19 protein-coding genes are annotated in these 17,316 nt (G+C 66.2%); 15 read left to right on the top strand and 4 right to left on the bottom strand.

The features are described from left to right. The first annotated feature begins 124 nt into the window (after nucleotides 1–124). The 14 genes from secY (at nucleotide 125) to ACW177_RS06970 (ending at nucleotide 12,182) form a co-directional block, all read left to right on the top strand. Complete coding sequence (secY, locus tag ACW177_RS06905) at nucleotides 125–1,504, top strand: preprotein translocase subunit SecY (RefSeq protein WP_492027849.1); 1,380 nt, start codon at nucleotides 125–127, stop codon at nucleotides 1,502–1,504. Between the two features lie 34 nt (nucleotides 1,505–1,538). Continuing rightward, nucleotides 1,539–2,099: an adenylate kinase gene (locus ACW177_RS06910; RefSeq protein WP_492027850.1), complete on the top strand. Its 561-nt coding sequence runs from the start codon at nucleotides 1,539–1,541 to the stop codon at nucleotides 2,097–2,099. Nucleotides 2,100–2,129: 30 nt separating this feature from the next. Next, nucleotides 2,130–2,864, top strand: a complete 735-nt coding sequence (locus tag ACW177_RS06915) for an energy transducer TonB (protein WP_492027851.1) — start codon at nucleotides 2,130–2,132, stop codon at nucleotides 2,862–2,864. 180 nt (nucleotides 2,865–3,044) lie between these two features. Continuing rightward, a complete protein-coding gene (gene rpsM / locus ACW177_RS06920) occupies nucleotides 3,045–3,413 on the top strand; it encodes a 30S ribosomal protein S13 (RefSeq protein WP_026108555.1) in 369 nt (122 codons plus the stop codon). Nucleotides 3,414–3,422: 9 nt separating this feature from the next. Further along, complete coding sequence (gene rpsK / locus ACW177_RS06925; RefSeq protein WP_008264180.1) at nucleotides 3,423–3,812, top strand: 30S ribosomal protein S11; 390 nt, start codon at nucleotides 3,423–3,425, stop codon at nucleotides 3,810–3,812. A gap of 91 nt (nucleotides 3,813–3,903) precedes the next feature. After that, nucleotides 3,904–4,923: a DNA-directed RNA polymerase subunit alpha gene (locus ACW177_RS06930; RefSeq protein ID WP_267516149.1), complete on the top strand. Its 1,020-nt coding sequence runs from the start codon at nucleotides 3,904–3,906 to the stop codon at nucleotides 4,921–4,923. A 107-nt stretch (nucleotides 4,924–5,030) separates the two neighbouring features. Continuing rightward, entirely contained in the window at nucleotides 5,031–5,450 is a 420-nt protein-coding gene (rplQ, locus tag ACW177_RS06935; RefSeq protein ID WP_035307159.1) for a 50S ribosomal protein L17, read from the top strand. A 343-nt stretch (nucleotides 5,451–5,793) separates the two neighbouring features. After that, entirely contained in the window at nucleotides 5,794–6,201 is a 408-nt protein-coding gene (locus tag ACW177_RS06940) for a hypothetical protein (RefSeq protein ID WP_492027852.1), read from the top strand. Nucleotides 6,202–6,387: 186 nt separating this feature from the next. After that, nucleotides 6,388–6,684, top strand: coding sequence for a GNAT family N-acetyltransferase (locus ACW177_RS06945; protein WP_492028096.1), 297 nt, complete (start codon nucleotides 6,388–6,390; stop codon nucleotides 6,682–6,684). 188 nt (nucleotides 6,685–6,872) lie between these two features. Next, complete coding sequence (locus ACW177_RS06950) at nucleotides 6,873–7,784, top strand: LysR substrate-binding domain-containing protein (RefSeq protein WP_492027853.1); 912 nt, start codon at nucleotides 6,873–6,875, stop codon at nucleotides 7,782–7,784. A 364-nt stretch (nucleotides 7,785–8,148) separates the two neighbouring features. After that, entirely contained in the window at nucleotides 8,149–8,673 is a 525-nt protein-coding gene (locus ACW177_RS06955; RefSeq protein WP_492027854.1) for a CREC-EF hand family protein, read from the top strand. Next, nucleotides 8,670–9,200: a DUF2271 domain-containing protein gene (locus tag ACW177_RS06960; protein WP_492027855.1), complete on the top strand. Its 531-nt coding sequence runs from the start codon at nucleotides 8,670–8,672 to the stop codon at nucleotides 9,198–9,200. Before ACW177_RS06955 ends, ACW177_RS06960 begins: the two co-directional genes overlap by 4 nt. 97 nt (nucleotides 9,201–9,297) lie before the next feature. Next, a complete protein-coding gene (locus ACW177_RS06965) occupies nucleotides 9,298–11,403 on the top strand; it encodes a TonB-dependent receptor domain-containing protein (RefSeq protein ID WP_492027856.1) in 2,106 nt (701 codons plus the stop codon). Between the two features lie 56 nt (nucleotides 11,404–11,459). Then, on the top strand, nucleotides 11,460–12,182 hold the full coding sequence (locus ACW177_RS06970; protein ID WP_492027857.1) for an energy transducer TonB: 723 nt from the start codon (nucleotides 11,460–11,462) through the stop codon (nucleotides 12,180–12,182). An 18-nt stretch (nucleotides 12,183–12,200) separates the two neighbouring features. On the opposite strand, the gene ACW177_RS06975 is transcribed toward ACW177_RS06970, so the two are convergent. The 3 genes from ACW177_RS06975 to ACW177_RS06985 all read right to left on the bottom strand — a co-directional run bounded on the left by ACW177_RS06975 (nucleotide 12,201) and on the right by ACW177_RS06985 (nucleotide 14,693). Further along, entirely contained in the window at nucleotides 12,201–13,058 is an 858-nt protein-coding gene (locus tag ACW177_RS06975) for a DUF2705 family protein (RefSeq protein ID WP_492027858.1), read from the bottom strand. Continuing rightward, nucleotides 13,048–13,974, bottom strand: coding sequence for an ABC transporter ATP-binding protein (locus tag ACW177_RS06980; protein ID WP_492027859.1), 927 nt, complete (start codon nucleotides 13,972–13,974; stop codon nucleotides 13,048–13,050). Before ACW177_RS06980 ends, ACW177_RS06975 begins: the two co-directional genes overlap by 11 nt. 107 nt (nucleotides 13,975–14,081) lie before the next feature. Further along, entirely contained in the window at nucleotides 14,082–14,693 is a 612-nt protein-coding gene (locus ACW177_RS06985) for a TIGR02466 family protein (RefSeq protein ID WP_492027860.1), read from the bottom strand. Between the two features lie 213 nt (nucleotides 14,694–14,906). Here ACW177_RS06985 and ACW177_RS06990 point away from each other — a divergent pair, with 213 nt between their 5' ends. Continuing rightward, a complete protein-coding gene (locus ACW177_RS06990) occupies nucleotides 14,907–16,931 on the top strand; it encodes an acetyl/propionyl/methylcrotonyl-CoA carboxylase subunit alpha (protein ID WP_492027861.1) in 2,025 nt (674 codons plus the stop codon). Here ACW177_RS06990 and ACW177_RS06995 read toward each other — a convergent pair. Continuing rightward, entirely contained in the window at nucleotides 16,928–17,194 is a 267-nt protein-coding gene (locus tag ACW177_RS06995) for a putative quinol monooxygenase (protein WP_492027862.1), read from the bottom strand. The genes ACW177_RS06990 and ACW177_RS06995 overlap by 4 nt on opposite strands. Between the last annotated feature and the right edge of the window lie 122 nt (nucleotides 17,195–17,316).

The raw sequence follows: 17,316 nt of genomic DNA on the forward strand, positions 1-17,316 counted from the left end.
CGGTTAGGCCCCGTTCTGGTTTTAGGGCGCTGAAGACATCTGCGACGACGAAACAACGGAAGCGGCCCTCGCATGAGGGCCGCTTTCCGCCTATCTGACGACTCAGTCAGTCGTGGGGACGCAAATGGCTTCGGCCGCAGAACAACTCGCCGCCAATATGAACATGGGCTCGTTCGCGAAAGCGACCGAGCTGCACAAGCGCCTGCTGTTCACGCTGGGCGCCTTGCTGGTTTATCGCATCGGCACCTATGTGCCGATCCCGGGCATCAATTCGCAGGCCTTCCTGCAGTTCTTCCAAGACCCCTCGGGTCAGCGCGGCATCCTGGACATGTTCAACATGTTCTCGGGCGGCGCGGTCGAGCGGATGGCCATCTTCGCGCTGAACGTCGCGCCCTATATCTCGGCGTCGATCATCGTGCAGCTGATGGGCACCGTGTATCCGCCCTGGGAGAAGCTGAAGAAGGAAGGCGGCGAGAGCGGCCGCAAGCAGCTGAACCAGTACACCCGCTATCTGACGGTGTTCCTGGCCCTGGCCCAGTCGCTGGGCATCGCGGCCGGTCTGAACGCCCAGCCGGGTCTGGTCGACAATCCGGGGATCTTCTTCCTGGTCTCTACCGTCGTGACCCTGACGGGCGGCACCATGTTCCTGATGTGGCTGGGTGAGCAGGTGACGGCGCGCGGCGTCGGCAACGGCATCTCGCTGATCATCTTCGCCGGCATCGTGGCGGTTCTGCCGTCCACCATCGCCCGGATGCTGGGCCTGGCCCAGCAGGGCCAGATGTCGGCCTTCGCCCTGTTCTTCATCGCCGTTCTGGCGGTCGTGACCGTGGTCTTCATCGTCTTCATGGAACGGGCCCAGCGTCGTCTGCTGATCCAGTATCCGAAGCGCCAGGAAGGCAACCGCATGGCCGGGGGCGAGCGTTCGTTCCTGCCGCTGAAGGTGAACACCGCCGGGGTCATCCCGCCGATCTTCGCCTCGTCCCTGCTGATGCTGCCGACCACGGTGGCCAGCCTGACCGCCAATGCGGACCTGCCCGGCTATCTGAGCTGGCTGCCGCTGGTGACGGCGCAGCTGACGCACGGCCAGCCGCTGTTCATGGCCCTGTATGCGGCCCTGATCATCTTCTTCTGCTTCTTCTACACCTCGATCACCTTCAACCCGGAGGACACGGCCGAGAACCTGCGGAAATACGGCGGCTTCCTGCCGGGCATCCGTCCGGGCAAGCGTACGGCCGAGTATCTGGACTATGTCCTGACCCGTCTGACGGTGATCGGCGCGGCCTATATCACCGCCGTCTGCCTGCTGCCCGAGTTCCTGGTCGCCCAGATGGGCAACAGCCTCTACTTCGGCGGAACGTCTATCTTGATCGTGGTGTCGGTGACGATGGACACTGTGGCCCAGATCCAGTCCCAACTGCTGGCGCACCAGTACGAGGGCCTGATCAAGAAGGCCAAGCTGCGCGGTCGCGGCGGTCGTGGCGCGCCCACGCCCGTCCGTCGCTAAGTCCAAGAACAAAGCCTAAGGGGAGGGCTGAAGCGTGAACTTGATCCTGTTCGGACCGCCGGCGGCGGGCAAGGGAACACAGGCCAAGCGGCTGGTCGAAGAGAAGGGCATGGTCCAGCTCTCGACCGGCGACATGCTGCGGGCCGCCATCGCCTCGGGCTCGGAACTGGGGCTCAAGGTCAAGGACGTGCTGGCGCGCGGCGATCTGGTGACGGACGAGATCGTCATCGCCCTGATCGAGGACCGCCTGCCCGAGGCTGAAGCCGCGGGCGGCGCCATCTTCGACGGCTTTCCCCGCACCGTGGCCCAGGCCGAGGCCCTGGACGCCATGCTGGCCAAGCGCGGCGCCCAGATCGACGCCGTGGTGCGGCTGAAGGTCGATGACTCGGCCCTGCTGGAACGGATCGCCAAACGCTATGCCGAACAGGGCCGTCCCGACGACAACCCCGACACCTTCGTGGTGCGTCTGGACGCCTACAACCGCAACACCGCCCCGCTGCTTCCCTATTACGACGCCCAGGGCAAGCTGACCGAGGCGGACGGCATGGGCTCGATCGAGTCCGTCGCCAAGGCGATCGACGAAGCCCTGGCGTGACCAAACCGGACGTCGGGCGTTAGACGACCGATGCCCGACGCCGAGACCCCCCATGACAGAAGGCGCGCCCGCAAACGCTGGCGCGCCTTTGCCGTTTTCGTCGGGGTGGCCGGGGCGGAGCTGGGCTTGGCGCTTCTGCTGGGCCAGGTGAAGGGCAGGGCGCCCGAGATCGCAGGTGCGCAGCCGCATCCCGTCGATGTCCTGCTGTATGCGCCCCCGCCACCGGTTTCGCTTGCGCCGCCTGCGCCGGAGACCGGGGGCGGCGCCCCGGCCGCGCCGTCCCGCATTCACACGCCCCCGCCGCCGAAACAGGAGCGTCCGCGCGAACTGCCGGGGCCGCCTCGGCCCGCGCCCGACCCGGCCCCGGTCGTCGGGATCGCCCCGGCGCCTTCGCCGGCGCCCGGTTTCGGCCAGGGCGGGCAGGGGAGCGGCAGCGGGTCCGGCGTGGGATCGGGGGCAGGGCCGGGCGCCGGCTCGACACGGGCGCGGGTTCTCCGCTCTCCGCCTGTGTCGGAAATCCGCGCCAACCACCCGCGGGCGGCGCGCAGCCGATACGGCAATGCGGCCCTGTCCTGCGTCGTTCGGCTGGACCAGCGGCTGGAGGATTGCCGGGTGATCAGCGAGACGCCGGCGGGGCTGGGCTTCGGCGAGGCGGCCCTGCGGCTGGTCGATCAGTTTCGCGTCCAGCCGCCGACCGAGGACGGCCGTCCGGTCGAGGGCCAGAGGCTGGTGGTGGGAATCGACTTCGGCAATCGGCCGCGTTGACGACCGCACGCGCGCCGGGCAATTTGGCCGTTTGCGGGCTTCGTCCGTCTTCGACCCCACCAGGCGTTGACGCGATGTGAATCATCTGTATAAGGGCGCCTTCCCGCGAAGGGCGCCACGCTCCTGGTTTGTTAACCGGAGCGTTTGTTGCGTCTGACTAACGCGTATCTGGAGAATTTCGTGGCCCGTATTGCTGGCGTCAACATCCCGACCAACAAGCGCGTTGAAATCGCGCTTCAGTACATCCATGGCATCGGCCCCGCCGCCGCCAAGGACATCACCGAAAAGGTCGGCATCGAGCCGGCTCGCCGGGTGAACCAGCTGACGGACGCCGAAGTCCTGTCGATCCGTGAAACCATCGACAAGGACCACACCGTCGAGGGCGACCTGCGCCGCGAGACGTCGATGAACATCAAGCGCCTGATGGACCTGGCCTGCTACCGCGGCCTGCGTCACCGTAAGGGCCTGCCGGTTCGCGGTCAGCGCACGCACACCAACGCCCGCACCCGCAAGGGCCCCGCCAAGCCGATCGCCGGCAAGAAGAAGTAAGACAGACACATGGCCAAGGAACCGGGTCGCGTAAAGAAGCGCGAGCGCAAGAACATCACCTCGGGCGTCGCCCACGTGAACGCCAGCTTCAACAACACCATGGTGACCATCACCGACGCGCAAGGAAATGCGATTTCCTGGTCGTCGGCCGGTCACATGGGCTTCAAGGGCTCGCGTAAGTCGACCCCGTATGCGGCCCAGATGGCCGCTGAAGACGCCGGCAAGAAGGCGCAGGAACACGGCGTGAAGACGCTGGAAGTGAACGTCTCGGGTCCGGGTTCCGGCCGTGAATCGGCCCTGCGCGCGCTGCAGTCGGTCGGTCTGACGATCACCACCATCCGCGACGTCACCCCGATGCCGCACAACGGTTGCCGTCCGCCCAAGCGTCGTCGCGTCTAAGCGACACCGCCTACAGCACCCCCATCTCCGTCGGCTCCACCATGGCCTCGTCGACAAGGCCGGAGCCGACGAAACCCGTTCGAGGGACAAAATGATCGAAAGAAACTGGCAAGAGCTGATCCGTCCCGAGAAGCCGCAGATCGAGATCGGTTCCGACGCCCAGCGCAAGGCGCGCCTGGTGGCCGAACCCCTCGAGCGTGGCTTCGGTGTGACGCTCGGCAACGCGCTCCGTCGCGTTCTGCTGTCCTCGCTGCAAGGCGCGGCTGTCACCGCCATCCAGATCGACGGCGTCGTTCATGAATTCTCGTCGCTGGAAGGCGTTCGGGAAGACGTGGTCGACATCGTCCTGAACATCAAGCAACTGGCGCTGCGTATGCACGCTGAAGGCCCCAAGCGCATGACCCTGCGCGCCACGGGCCCCGGCGTCGTCACGGCCGGTCAGATCGACGTGCCGGCGGACATCGAGGTTCTGAACCCCGATCACGTCATCTGCACCCTGGACGACGGCGCGTCGGTCCGCATGGAACTGACCGTCCAGAACGGCAAGGGCTATGTGGCCGCCGAGCTGAACCGTCCGGAAGATGCGCCGATCGGCCTGATCGCCGTCGACGCCCTGTATTCGCCGGTCAAGCGCGTCGCCTATCGCGTCGAGCCGACCCGTCAGGGCCAGTCGCTGGATTACGACAAGCTGCTGCTGGAAGTCGAAACCAACGGTGCGGTCACGCCGGTTGACGCCGTGGCCTACGCCGCGCGCATCCTGCAAGACCAGCTGCAGATCTTCATCACCTTCGAAGAGCCCAAGAAGGCTGTCGAGCAGTCGGACGGCAAGCCCGATCTGCCCTTCAACCCGGCCCTGCTGAAGAAGGTGGACGAGCTGGAGCTGTCGGTCCGTTCGGCCAACTGCCTGAAGAACGACAACATCGTCTACATCGGCGACCTGATCCAGAAGACCGAGGGCGAAATGCTTCGCACCCCGAACTTCGGCCGCAAGTCGCTGAACGAGATCAAGGAAGTTCTCGCGACGATGGGCCTCAGCCTCGGCATGGACGTGCCGAACTGGCCGCCCGAAAACATCGAAGATCTGGCCAAGAAGTTCGACGACCAGATCTAAGTTCAACCCTCCGCCCGTCTCCTCTCGGGGAGAATGACGGGGCGGTTAGAAGATTACGAGCCTAGGTCTCCCCAGGAGATACCGGGCTCGGAGTAGGAGAGACCCAGATGCGCCACGGCGCCGCCCATCGTAAACTCGGTCGCACGACCAGCCACCGCACCGCCATGTTCGCGAACATGGCCGCCTCGCTGATCAAGCACGAGCAAATCACCACGACCCTGCCCAAGGCGAAGGAACTGCGTCCTTTCGTCGAGAAGCTGGTCACCCTGGCCAAGAAGGGCGATCTGCACGCTCGTCGTCAGGCCATCAGCCAGGTTCGCGACGTGCCGCAAGTCGGCAAGCTGTTCGAAACGCTCGGCCCGCGCTACAGCGAGCGTAACGGCGGCTATATCCGGATCATGAAGGCGGGCTTCCGCCACGGCGACAACGCCCCGATGGCCGTGATCGAGTTCGTCGATCGCGACGTCGAAGCCAAGGGCAAGGACTCCGGTCCGGTCCTGGCCTTCGAAGGCGACGACGAGGCTTAAGCCTTCCGTCTCTAACGAGACTGATGTTCGAAAGGGCGGCCGGAGCGATCCGGCCGCTTTTTTCATGCGCCGTTGACCGGTTGGCGCCATCATCAACTTCAGTTTGCGTTTGTCGGAAACCGCACTAGATTTCCCGTCGGAGTGTCAAATGGCAAAACAGGCGTATGTGGTTTCAGGTCGGGTCGGCCCGACGTCTGAGCGAACCTTTCGGAACGTTTCCAGCGGCGCGTTTTCAGCCACGGTGATGTCCAACGACGCCTATACTCGGGCGTCGGCGAAGGCCAATTCCGCGATTACGCAGGCGCTCAGAAGCCCGCCGGCCATGCCGGCCAAGAAGAAATAGATGTCCTACAATGCGATGTACGAGCGCCTGGTCGATGGCAGCTCGAACACCGTTCAGGGTTACATCGCATACGGCCTGTACAAGAGCGCGAAACGTGAGTGGATTCGCGAGTTCGAGACCAGCCATCTGAGGAAGCCGAGACCCGCCGAGGTCCAGGCCTATGTCGATGGTTACACCCAGCAGATGCGTGATGTGTTTGAGGCGCAGGCGGCCGGCGTGCTGGCCAATTTCGCGGAAAGCGCCGTCACCGACGCAAAGCCCGCCATTGTCGAAGAGGCGCTGAAGGGCGGGTTCTGGCGCTCGGTGACCCAGTCTATTGCGGCGAATGCCATCTATACGCTCGTCCTTGTGGCGATCGTCATCATCCTTAAGCGCGCTGGTATCGATCTTCTCTCGCTGGCGGGTTGAATCGGGTCCGGCGTTGAATTCTCGAGTCGTGTCCTGATCGTCGATTTCCGCCCTGACCACGCCGCCGCCTGGGCCCGTCTGAACGAGGCCTGGCTGGCCGAGGGCGGTTTCGCCATCGAGGCCAAGGACCGGCGGTCCATCGACGATCCGCACGGGGTCTTCATAGATGGCGGCGGGCGGATCTTCATCGCCGAACGGGACGGAGAGGCGGTCGGCTGCTGCGCCCTGATGCGTATTCCCGACGGGTTCGAAGTGTCGAAGATGACGGTGACCCCGGCCGCGCGGGGCCTGGGCCTGGCGCGGCGCCTGCTGGACGCCTGCGAAGCGGCGGCGCGCGAGGTTGAAGCGACGCATCTGTATCTCGAGACCAATAGCGCCCTGAAGCCGGCCATCGCCCTGTACGAAAGCTTCGGCTTCATCCACCTGCCGCCCCGGCCGACCCCGTACGCTCGCGCCGACGTCTTCATGGAGAAGCGGTTCTAGCCGGTGAGCGCCTCGCCCAGGGCCAGGATCCATATGAGCAGAACGCACAGGCCGTAGATCATCTTGTCCAGGCGAGTGTGTTTGGGCGGGCGCGGCGGCGGGTTGTACTGAGGCATGACCAGCTTGGAGCCGATTTCCCTGGAGGCCGAAATCGATTAAGCGGGCAGGGGTCTGTGAGGGGAAGTCACATGAAGCCCGCCGCGCCGCCGCCGCTGAACGCCCTGCGCACCTTCGAGGCCTTCGCCCGCCACGGCAGTATGACCCGCGCCGCCGCCGAGCTTTGCGTCACCCATGGCGCGGTCAGTCGCCAGATCGCGGCCCTGCAGGCGTCACTGGGCGTGGCGTTGGTGTCCGGCCCTCGTCATGCTCTGGTGCTCACCGAGGCGGGGGCGCAGTTGGCCGAGCGGCTGACACCGGCCTTCGGCGCCATCACCGACGCGGTCCAGGCGACCCGTCACGCCGCCGCGCGGGAGATCGAGATCTCCTGCCTGGGCACCTTTGCGTTGAAATGGCTGATCCCTCGCTTGCCGGATTTTCTCGAGGCCCATCCCGAGGTTCGGGTGCGGCTGTCGGAGTCCTATTCGCCGGTCGATTATCGGCGCGATCGATTCGACGGGGCGATCCGGATTGTTGAGCCGGACCAGGTTAATCCGCGCGCCGAGGCGACACGTTTCCTGCCCCAGTATCAGGGGGCGGTCGGGGCTCCGGAGGTGATGGCGCAGTTTGCGACCCTGGCGGCGGTGGCCGGCGCTCCACGCCTGCGATCCGCCACCTTCCGCCGGGCCTGGCCGGCCTGGGCCGCGCTGGCGGGGCTGGACCTGCCGCCGGCCAAGGTGGAGCGCGAGTTCGCGCATAATCACTCGATGGTCGAGGCCGCCGCGTCGGGCATGGGCGTCGCCATCGCGCCATGGGCCTTTGTGGCGCCGGACGTGACGGCGGGCCGGCTGGCGGCGCCTTTCGGTTTTGTCGAACGGCCGTCGTGGTTCGCCTTCCTGCGCCCGGAAGGACGCCGCGACCCCGCCGTCGACGCCTTCCGGGATTGGCTGGTCGCCCAAGGGGAGATCAGCCCTCCGCCGCCGGGGGGCGCTCGGGTCGGCTGAGGGGGAAGCGCCCCTCAGCGCGCCTAATTTTCAGGAATAAGAGCAAGGCGTTCAACGCCTTGGTCTCGTCTTGCCCTCATCTTCTAAGCACGAGCCGGACAGGGCGCATACTGGGCGGGCGAGTTTTACGCCTTCGCCTGCGCGCGGAAGAATGGACGAAAATAGACTCCAAAAAATCGCAGTGGATTGAGTCCATTTCGACCATGGCTGAGCGCCTCCATATCAGGGCTGAAATGGGTTGCAATTGCGAGTCGTTCGCGGCAATTGGGCGCCAACGGTCAAGGTGTCTCGGATGTCCCGACTCCCTTGGTCGCGCCGCAGCGCTCCTCGCGCGCGGTCGTTTCCGGATCGTGGAGTTCATCCTGTGCGCAGTCCCCAACCACTCGCCGCCGCCTTTCTGATCAGCCTGGCCCTGCCGGCGTCCGCCGCCCTGGCCCAGGCGGCCAGCGGCCCGATCCGTCCAGCAGGCGGCCACAGCCGCACGGCCTTCATCCAGGGTTATGACGCCGATCGCGACGGCCGTGTGGATCGCGCCGAGTACGACGCCCTGCGCGAGGCCCGCTTCAAGGCCGCCGACGCCGATGGCGACGGCGTGCTGACCGAGGACGAGTATGTGGCCGAGTACGCCGGTCGCCTGCGCTCGCAATACGCCGACGCCTCGCGTCCGTCGGACGAGATGTTCGAACGTCAGCTGAAGCAGGCGGTCGTGCGCTTCTCGGTCATCGACCGTGATCGCGACGGCGCGCTGACCGTCGAGGAGAACCAGGCCGTGGCCCTGCGCACCTTCGAGGAGCATGACACTGACAAGGACGGCGTGGTGTCCCCCGAGGATCCCGAGCCCAAGCCCGAAACCGATGGGGACGCTGCACCCGCCGCGCCCCGGTCATGACCAGGGTTTCGCTCGGCGTCGGGACGGCGGTCGCCGTCCTCGCCGCGACCGGCGCGTCTGCGGCGGACCTCAGCGTCGAACTGGATGTGCCGACCCAGACCTCGGCCGCCTATCACAAGCCCTATGTCGCCATGTGGATCGAGCGCGCCGACGGCGCCCCGGTCGGGACCCTGTCCGTCTGGTATGATGTCCGCGTCCGGCATGGCAACGGCACAGTCTGGCTGCGCAACCTGCGTAGCTGGTGGCGCAGCGGGGGGCAGTCCCTGACCCTGCCGGCTGACGGCGTCAGCGGCGCGACCCGCGCGCCGGGCCGACAGACCCTGCGTTTCAAGGGCGACCAGGGCGTTCTCGCGGGACTGCCTGACGGCGACTATCAGCTGGTCGTCGAGGCGGCGCGAGAGCAGGGCGGCCGCGAAGTGGTGCGGACGCCGTTCAAATGGCGGAGCCGGACGCGCGCCGCTCGAACCGAAACACGGGCCGCCGGCTCGAGCGAACTCGGCGCCCTGACGGTCGCCGTTCTCCGATGACCTGAGCTGGCCGCCGTTCAAGGCCCTATTTTACTCAACAACTGCAAATGCGACGCAAAACTAGCCGGTGCAACCGGCAACTGAAGGACCAACTTTGATGACCTCTCCTCTCGCCAATCCCCTGAACCGCCGGCTGCTGGGCGCCTCCGCCATGGCGCTGGTTCTGTCCGTCTCCGGCCAGGCCTTCGCCCAGACGACGCCGCAAACCGATGAAGACGACGCCGCCACGACCCAGCTGTCGCTGGGCAAGATCGTCGTCTCGGCCGGCGTCGAGAAGATCGCCACCGACACGCCGCAGGCGGTCACCGTGCTGAACCAGGACGACATCGACGACACCCAGGCCTCGACCATCGGCGACCTGCTGGACGATGTTCCGGGCGTCTACACTGCGGGCGGCGCGAGCAACCTGGGCCAGACCTTCAACATCCGCGGCATGACCAGCAACCGGGGCGAGGTCCTGATGCTGGTGGACGGGGTCGAGAACTATTTCGAAGGCTACCGGATGGGCGCCTTCTTCTCGGAGCCCGAACTGTACAAGCGGGTGGAAGTGCTGCGCGGTCCCAGCTCCTCGACCCTCTACGGCTCGGGCGCCCTGGCCGGGGTTATCAACTTTACGACCAAGGATGCGTCGGACTTCCTGAAGGGCGACGACACTTTCGCGCTTCGGACGCGGTTCGGCTATGAGTCGAACGGGGATGGCAAGCTGGGCTCCATCATCATGGCGACCCGTCCTACGGAGAACCTGGACCTGCTGATCGCCCTGAACGGCCGCACCAGCGACGACTACAAGGACGGCAACGGCGACGTCGTTACGCCTTCGGACGCCAGCGCCAACTCCGTCCTGGCCAAGGCCCGCTACTATATCGGCGGCGATCGCAAGCACAGCGTCTGGGCCTCGGCCCAGGTGTGGGAGACCGACAGCTATCAGCTGTATGACCAGATCACCGGATACACGGCGTTCGGCACCGTGCGCCGCCGCACTCGCGACGAGGCCTTCGCCCTGGGTTACGACAACGCGTTCGAGGGCAACGACCTGCTGGACGTCAAGGCGCAGGTCTCCTACTCGGAAACCCTGACCGACCAGGACGGCATCGCCCTGTCCAGCAGCCTCGGTTATGCGTCTGAATACAGCTATTCGACCGTCCAGGCCCGTCTGGAGAACACCTCCAAGTTCAGCCTGTCGCCGGATTGGACGGCCTTCGTCACCGCCGGCCTGCAATACTACACCCAGGAACGGCGCAACCCCCGCTACAAGGCTGACGGCAGCCTGCAGGCCAATGGGGCGACCACCCACCCCGAAGGCGACACGACCCGGTACGGCGGCTTCATCCAGGCCGAGATCCTGTGGCGCGACAAGCTGGTCATCACGCCCGGCCTGCGGATCGACCATACCGAACTGAGCCCCGGCGCCGGCGTCGTCACCGGTGGCGGCTCCACCGCCGTGCCGGAGGATGCGAGCGACACCGGCTATTCGCCCAAGCTGGCCGTGCTGTACAATCTGACCGACTATCTGAACGTCTTCGGCTCGGTGGCCCATACTGAACGGATGCCGATCCTCGACGAGGTCTACAGCCGCTCGGGAACCGCTCCGGTCAACCTGAACCTGGATCCGGAGAAGTCCGACAACTACGAGCTGGGCGCATCCTTGACCCTGCGCGGTCTGGCCACTTCGTCTGACCGCCTGAACGCCAAGCTGACGGCGTTCAACAACAAGGTCGAGAACCTGATCACCTCGGCGTCGGCCACCTCGGGCTATTTCATCAATGTGGGCGAGGCCAAGTACGAGGGCTTCGAGGTCGAGGCCGAGTATGCGACGCGCAGCCTGTTCGGCCGGGCGTCCTACGCCACGGTGGACGCCACCAACGAGACGACCGGCGTCCTGCTCAACACCCGTCCGGCGGACGAGCTGAATCTGAACCTGGGCTATGTTCTAAACAGCCTAGATCTGACGGTCGGCTGGCGTGGAGAATTCGTCAGCGGGATCAAGAACTACAACGCCACCACCGGCGCTGTGTCCTCGACGGTGGACAGCTACAATGTCCACGACCTGTATGCGACCTGGCGTCCGCGCAGCGGCAGCCTGGCGGGCATGGATGTTCGCTTCTCGGTCGACAACGTGCTGGACGACTATGTGAAGAACAATCTGGCCTCGTTCGCTGGTCAGGGGCGCAGCTTCAAGCTGAGCCTCGGCAAGACCTTCTGACGCCAGTGGTTCTGTCGCGCAAAGGGCGTCTAGGCGCCCTTACGGCCTCCGTTCTGTTGAACGGAGGCCTGCTGCTGGCCGCTGTCAGCCAGCCGATGGAGCGAAGCCTGATCATCGAGCCCCAGGCCATGGTGGTCGAGTTGATCGGGCCGGAGCACGGGATCGCCGTGCCTGACAGCCTGAAGTCCGAGACGCCCAAGGATCAACCGAGCAAGACGGCGGCGTCGGCCCCCCCGACGCCGCCGACGCCTGTGCCCACGCGCCTCAGTCCTGTTCCGGCGGCCGACCCCATCGTGTTTAGACCGCAGCAGGTCAAGACGGCGGCGCCGCCGACGCCAGCGCGTCCCATCGCCGCCGATAGCGCGCCTCCGCCGCCGTCGGCGGGACGCTCAGCCGACGCTCCGCCCAGTGCGGTCGTCGCACCGCCGTCCAAGCCCGCCCCGCCTGCCGGCGGAACCGTGAACGCCCCCGTGTCGCTGAGCGGCGCCCAGGGCGACGCCTATGGCGCCCGCGTCCGCGCCCATCTGGAGGCGCACAAGATCTATCCGCGCGGCGCGAGGCGGCTGCGCCAGACCGGCGTGGTCACGGTGCGGTTCGTGATTGATCGGGAGGGGCGGGTGATCTCGTCCCGTATCGTTTCGCCGTCGGGCGTACTTGCCCTGGACGAGGAGGCGATAGACATGCTGGCGCGAGCCAGTCCGGTGCCGCGTCCCCCGGCGGGCGTGCCTGGGGCGCGGATCGAGATGCGGACGCCGGTCGAGTTCTCGCTGGAGAACTGACCGGCGTCGCGCAGACGGCTATTCCTTGGACAGATCCTGGCGCTGGAACCAGGCGATCGACGCCGCGACCGGCACGACGCACCACAGGACCAGGCTGATGATCGCCTTCATGACCACGCCGTCGGGCAGGGGCATGGGGCCGGGTGAGACGGCGGCCTTCAGCGTGTCATAGGCCAGGCCGGGCAGCAGCAGTTGGGAGGCCCAGTCGCTCGGCGCCCAGCCGATGATAGGCAACAACGGTCCGCCGAGGATGGTCTGGGCGAACCCCAGGGCCCAGGGCACGAACAGGGCCGCCAGCAGGGACCGGCTGACCACCGCCGCCAGCAGGGCGATGAGGCCGTACTGGACGATGCGGATGTAGGACAGAAGCCAGGTCAGCAGGAACCGAACCAGATCGAAGTCGGAGAGGTCGAAGCCCATCGGTCGACCGGTCACCAGGGCCCGGGAGATGAAGTAGATGAAGGCGGCGACCAGCATGGCCAGCATGGCGATCATGGCCAGGGCCTTCATCACCCCGACCTTGCCCAGGATCAACCAGGGGCGGCCGTTGCGGGCGCTGATCAGACGCCAGGTCTCCCAGCGATAATCCCCGGCGTAGACGCTGGCCGCCGCCAGCAGCATGAAGACCAGCAGCACGCCGTTGGCGCCTTTGTCGGCCGCGAAGCCGAAGGCCTCGGCCAGATTGACCGGCAGGTTCCCCAACTCGGCCGGCAGATTGGCCTTGGCCGCAAGGGCGTCGCCCTTGGCCTTGGCCATGATCAGATAGGCCAGGCCGCCGAAGACGAACAACAGCGGCGTCAACAGCACGCTGCAGAAGACTGCGGTGCGATTGCGCGACGCGCGATAGGCCTCGGATTTCAGCGCATCAACCAGCATGGTCGGTCCCCTTCGCAGGCGTGCCCTGCACGCCGGTCCAGCCGGTCTCGCTCATGAAGACGTCTTCCAGGTCGGCGCCGATCCAGCGGGCCTCCTCGATGTCGACCCCGGCCTCGACAAGGGCGCGGATCGTCGCCGCCGCCTCTGTGCGCGGCACGGCGGCCACCAGGGCGTCGCCGTCCAGCGTCGCCCGGTCGCCCAGCACCCCCATGGCCTTGGCCAGGGGCGTGACCGACAGGCGCAGCCGCTCGCCCGAGGCGGTCAGGTCGGACACCCGGCCCTCGGTGATCACCTTGCCCTTGTTGAAGATGGCGACGCGGTCGCAGACGCGCTCGACCTCTTGAAGTTGGTGGCTGGCCAGGATGACGGTGACGCCGTCGTCGTCGGCCAGGCTGCGGATCAGGGCCCGCATCTCCTGGATGCCGGGCGGATCCATGCCGCTGGTCGGTTCATCCAGAATGACCAGGTCCGGCTTGGTCATCAGGGCGGCGGCGACGCCCAGCCGTTGCAACATGCCGACCGAAAAGCCGCGCACCCGCCGGTCCGCCGCCTCGGTCAGGCCGACCCGTTTCAGCCAGGCCTCAATGTCCGAGGATGCGACGCCGCCGTGGGCGTGACCTAGCCAGACCAGGACCTGACGCGCGGTCATGAAGGGCGGGAAGCGGGGCGTCTCGATCATCGAGCCCATCCGCCGCGTCGCCGCCGGATCGCCGATCTGGCCGCCCATAACCGTCGCCTCGCCCTCGGTCGGGCGGATCAGGCCCAGCAGGGTGCGGAAGAGGGTCGACTTGCCGGCGCCGTTGGGGCCGAGGATGCCATAGACCCCGCCGCGCGGGATCGACAGGGTCAGGCCATCCAAGGCCTTTACCGTCCCATAGGTCTTGGTCAGGCCGCGGATTTCGATGACGGTTTCCATGGGCGCAAGCTTGGCGCGAGAACCGTGTTCCCACAAGGCGTTGTAGGCCTGCCGCGGATTAAGTTTACGCAATGGTTCGATGTCGCTCCGAACGCATAGCGGCTTTGTCAGGCGTAGTTGAAGCTGATCGAGATGCGGTCCGCCTTGGCCTGGTTGGTCGGCACCTCGTGCCGCAGCCAGCTTTCCCACATCAGGATCGTGCCGGCCTGGGGCCTCAGATAGACGAAGGGGCGTTCGGCCTCGGGGGCGTCGTCGGTGACGCCGGGGCGGGCCATCATGAAGGGCAGGCGAGGGTCTTCCAGTTTCAGCGACGAGGCGCCGTCCGGGACGTCGATATAGATGGTGCCCGACAGATAGGCGTGGGGGTGGATATGGCTGGTGTGGCCGCCGCCCGGCTTGAGGATATTGACCCAGAGATTGTCGAGACGCGGCTTGCGCGCCAGGTCGAAATTCAGGGCCTGGGCATAGGCGATGGCGTGGCGGTCGAGATGGCGCTTCAGATCGGCGAACTCGGGGAAGCGCTGGGGCAGGTCGTTCAGCGAGGCGTAGGAGGTGTAGCCCCGATAGGCGTTGTCGCGACACCAGCGGCGGCCGGCCGCGTCCTCTTCCGCCATCATGCGGACGACGTCGATCAACTGTTCATTCAGTTCCGGCCAGCCTCGGCTGTCGGCGAGAGAGGCCTCATAGACCTGGGTGACGAAGAGGGGGCGCAGGGACATGGGAGGGGCTTAAAGCTTGTGGAGCCGACTGAAAACTCTCCCTCCCCATTTTGGGGATGGGCGATCGCGTAGAGATCGGGGTGGGGCCCGAAAGGGCGTGAGCGAAATGGCCATGACCGCCCCACCCTGGCTCCGCTGCGCTTCGCCGTCCCTCCCCATGAAGGGGAGGGAGAACGGCTGTGCAGGCGTGCACGATCCGGCTAAGACTCGCGCATGTTCAAGTCCGTCCTTGTCGCCAATCGCGGCGAAATCGCCTGTCGTGTCTTCCGTACCGCCAAGCGGATGGGAATACGCACCATCGCCGTCTATTCCGAGGCCGACGCGGACGCCCTGCACGTGCGCGAGGCGGACGAGGCGGTGCTGATCGGCCCGGCGGCGGCGCGTGAATCCTATCTGGACGGGGCCAAGGTGCTGGCAGCGGCCAAGGCGACGGGGGCTGAGGCGATCCACCCCGGCTACGGTTTCCTGAGCGAGAACGCTGAGTTTGCTGAGGCGGTCGCGGCTGCGGGTCTGATCTGGATCGGGCCGGACCCGGCCTCGATCCGGGCCATGGGTCTGAAGGATGCGGCCAAGGAACTGATGATCCAGGCCGGGGTGCCGGTGACGCCCGGCTATCAGGGGGCGGACCAGTCGGAAGAGACCCTGACGGCCGAGGCGGCGCGGATCGGCTATCCGGTGCTGATCAAGGCGGTCGCGGGCGGCGGCGGCAAGGGGATGAAACGGGTCGATGATCCCGCCGATTTCGCTGCGGGCCTAGCGAGCGCCAAGCGGGAAGGGGCGGCGGCTTTCGGGGACGATCGGGTGCTGATCGAACGCTACATCACCCGGCCGCGCCATATCGAGGTGCAGGTGTTCGGGGATCGGCACGGCGACGTCGTCCACCTGTTCGAGCGGGACTGTTCCCTGCAACGCCGCCACCAGAAGGTGATCGAAGAGGCGCCGGCGCCGGGCATGAGCGAGGCCGTGCGGGCCGCTGTGACGGGCGCGGCGATCAAGGCGGCCAAGGCGGTGAACTATGTCGGGGCCGGCACCATCGAATTCATCGCCGACGCCTCGGACGGGCTGAAGGCGGACGGGATCTGGTTCATGGAGATGAACACCCGGCTCCAGGTCGAGCATCCGGTAACCGAAAGCGTGACCGGCGTTGATCTGGTCGAATGGCAGTTCCGCGTCGCGGCGGGCGAGCCCCTGCCGCTGAAGCAGGATCAGATCCGCCTGAACGGCTGGGCCATGGAGGCGCGCCTCTATGCCGAGGATCCCGCGAACGGCTTCCTGCCGAGCATCGGCCGGCTGGAGCATTTCGTCATGCCGGAAGGCGTTCGGGTCGATACGGGCGTGGAGCAGGGCGGCGAGGTCAGCCAGTTCTACGACCCGATGATCGCCAAGCTGATCGTTCATGAGGACACCCGCGAGGCGGCCGCCGCGCGACTGGCCGAGGCGGCGGGCGAGGTCGAGGTCTGGCCGGTCAAGACCAATGCGGGCTTCCTGAAACGCTGCCTGGACCATCCGCGCTTCGTGGCGGGGGATGTGGACACGGGCTTCATCGCGGCGGAGGAGGCGGCGTTAATTGATTGCGACGTTGAGGAGGACGCTCTCGACACCATAGCGTTGGCCGCGTTGGCCGAACATTACCATTGCTTGGCTTGGTACGACGAACTCAAGCGCGACTCAGCTTGGACGCCGACAGCGGACGGCCTGTATGGCTTTCGCATGAATCGATCTCGTGGCTCGCAGTTCAAGCTCGACAGACGGGGACGGGCTCTTACCGCGACCGTCGTTGCAATCCCGGCGCCGGCTTTCAGTATTGACGAGCGCTATCGGGTTGAACGCGAGGGCTACATCCATGTGCTTCATACGGAGATGGCCACGAGCAGCGCGTTGAATGAGCTGATGCTGGATGGCCAGCCCACCGGAGTCCATGCGTTGGTCACAGACGAACATGTGGTGCTTTTCCGGGACGGCGACGCGATTGTTTATGATCAGAAGGCGCGGCGATCTGGAACCGGAGGATCAGTCTCCGACGGATCCCTCCGCGCGCCCATGCCGGGCAAGATCGTCGCCGCGCCGGTCAAGGTCGGCGACGCCGTGATCAAGGGCCAACAGGTCGTGGTGCTGGAGGCTATGAAGATGGAGCACGCTCTGACTGCGCCCTTCGACGGGGTGGTCGAGAGCGTCGCGAGCGTCGGGGATCAGGTGGTGGAGGCGGCCGTTCTGGCGGTGGTGAAGGCGGCGGACTAAAGCCCGATGCCGCCGAGAGGCCGCGTCTGGATCGAGTCGTCCATCTTGGCCATCAGGCCGTAGATGGGGCGCCAGGCGCCGCTCTGGCGGAGATCATTGCTCCAGGCCTGGTGGGTCGGCTGATCGACCCAGACCTCCGTGACCCAGAGGACGTTGGGGTCGGCCTGATCGTGAGCGACGATGTAGGAATGACAGCCGTGCTTCCTGACGGCGGGGTCCATCAGCAGAAGCGCGAGTTCGTCGCGGCGGCCGGGATAGGCCATTAAGCGCGTGATCAATCCGTACATGCTGGTCCCGTGGCGTCCGATGGAACGACGCGCGCGATAATCGGTAGCGCTCACAGATTAAGAATCTGGCCATCGCGCTTAAGGGCGACTACGTGGGC

The organism is Brevundimonas sp. AVps23W (assembly GCF_058681395.1).